The sequence below is a fragment of the Ferroplasma sp. Type II genome (assembly GCF_000496155.1).
The window spans coordinates 2,546-5,169 of record NZ_KI542838.1; the positions used below are offsets into that span (position 1 = coordinate 2,546).

General features: G+C 36.2%; 2 protein-coding genes. Both read left to right on the forward strand.

Going from position 1 to position 2,624, the window contains the following annotated elements:
* Positions 1-368: 368 nt before the first annotated feature.
* The gene (locus AMDU4_RS13580; protein WP_290705552.1) at positions 369-761 is read left to right on the forward strand and encodes a hypothetical protein; all 393 of its coding nucleotides are present in this window, start codon (positions 369-371) and stop codon (positions 759-761) included.
* A 79-nt stretch (positions 762-840) separates the two neighbouring features.
* Positions 841-2,624, forward strand: a 1,784-nt coding sequence (locus AMDU4_RS13585) for a hypothetical protein (protein ID WP_021788502.1), incomplete at its 3' end; no start/stop codon positions are given.

Genomic DNA, 2,624 nt, shown 5'->3' on the forward strand with positions numbered 1-2,624 from the left:
TTCAATAGAAATCAAAAAAACAGGCAATTTTATCAAAAGAAAAGATGAACCCAAGGAGGAAACAAACTAGATAATCACAGGGAGACCTTTGGCGGAATATGGGATTAAAGTGTACCCAGTCAAATCACAACTGATTCTAATCTTTTTATTATGGTTATGTTATTATTTTCAGTTTTTGCTGCCATTATTAATTTTTCTCAGATGCTGGTTATAGTTTTTCTATTCGGTGCTTTTTATGTTTTTTTAAAGATTTTGTACTCATTTTATTTACCAATGAATCAGATCCAGGATATCTAACGAGTATTGTGTATGGCTCAAGCATGAGTCCTGCTCTAATGAATGAAGACCAGGTACTGGCTTTAACTAATATGGAAGACGATGATATTGAAACTGGTGATATAATAATATACAACTCATCGATGAATTGCAATTTAAGCACCCCCTTTATACACAGGGTACAAAATATTAATGATACAGTTGTAAATTGTAAGGGAGATAATGCAATTATTAGCGAGCCAATTAATTATGCAAATGTATTGGGAATTGTAATAGCAGTAATGAGAGATTCTGATAAATTCATAGTGAATAATAAATATAATAAATATAATAAATACAATAAATACAGAGACATAATAGAAAGATTTTATTCAGGAGAATTATCCTTTAAATCCTACGTAAAATACCCATTAATAAGTGAATATAAAATTATTATATCTATAGTCCTGGCCATAATCTGCGCAATAACGATTTCCTTTATTTAATTGTTATATCATATCCAAAAATCTGTAAAAAGGTTAGATACATAGCAATATTTATATATAAATTTTTAGATGTCTATTCATGGGAAAATTAACTGCCCTTATAGTAGGGTATATATCTGTTACCTTTGCAGCTTATGTTATTTTATCTGTTAGTTACAATCCTCTTGTAAACTGGGTCGGTCCATATCTGGGCTACCGTTTTCCATTTATTCTGGGAATAGTTTATCTTATAGCAGGATCACCTATCAGGAATACCATTATACTGGAAACGTGGATTGTTATAGGCGCACTTGTTGGAATTTCGGCAAGGAAAGGTCTCCGTGCATGGGGTTCAGCCAGCCTTGTGTGGACATTTACCACACTTACTCTGGGGGTATCGCTCATTGCAATGCTTGGGCTTTCAATTTTTAACATATATGGCACATCGGCTATTAGCAGCACCGCTCGAGGGCTTTTAGCAACATTTGTTGCTGCCACTGCCTTCGTTCCATATGGCACTAATCTTGCTACTATAGTTACAGAGCCGGTGTTACGTGTAATAGTTCCATACATAACATCAAGCCTTGGATCCGGTACAGGCACTGCCAGCATTGGCAAAGTAATAACGGATATAGCATTCCACGTCCTTGAAAATTATCTAATCTTTGCAGTTACAGCTGTTTTAGTGGGTTCAATTACCCATAGAATTCTCCATGGAGGAAAGAAAGTTTCCAAAAAAGCAGTTGCAGCTGCATTATCAATATTCATTGCTTTTATATTCATAGCCATGGTTTTTTCCCCGGGAATCACTCCACAAACCGATTTAAATGCATCCACGGAGAATGTTTCTGGAAATGTGGGAATACCAGCTATGGGAGTAAATGCCCTGTTCCCATTTTCTATATCAAATGGTTCTGCCCATATAAACACGAATAATGAAGTAGCAGTTACAAACGCTTCATTAGGCAATTCAACGAATCAGGCAGGGTTGAGCCTTATAACCCCTCAGGGAAATCTATACAACCTCTTTGCAATGGAATCCGGTAATGGCACAGGTATCTGGTCTGGAAATGGGTTAATATTCGGCAGCTTTACAATCACTGCAAATATGACATCACTTTTAGAAAAGGAATACGGGATAAATTATGGTAAACTTGGGTCATTTATTCCCCAGAATGCCTTAATACTGGCATACAATGGAACCAGTTATGGCAGCGAGGCTAAAAGCATGGCATCCTCTATTGGCCAGAAGATGGGAACAACATTTAATACCGTTCTGACTCTTAAAAATATAACGCTCTCTGGACATTTAGTGACTATCTATCTATATTCATCTTCTGCACCAGAATACAAACTGAAATCCGATTTTATGTCCACATTCAACAGAGGATACGGGGGCAGCATACCAGCAATATTTAGCAAGAATGAGGGATTAAACAATTATAATTCTTACGCTATGGCCTCAGGATACATAAACGGTTCAATCGTTAAATCTCTTACGGGCAACACTGGGCTAAACGTTTCAAGTATGGATTTTACTGCTGGAATATTTAAGTACAGTAACTATTTCCACTCATCAGGTGATTCCCATACATACAATATTTCAACTCTAATGAATTACAATTCACGGATATCCTTTAGCAAATCATCCACTCTTTCAGTGCTTGGGATAGGTTATAACAATGGTACCGGTAGCGTTGCTGACATTGGAAGGTACACATTTAATATATATTCAAATAATGCCTCTTTGGCATCAAAAACACCACTGAATACAACAAATTCGAGTTTTACTAATGTGGGACAAACAAGATTCTCACCATCTGTTGTTTCCGTATCATTTAATGCAGTATTTCCAGCAGACATTTTGTACAGTACATCGGTTGA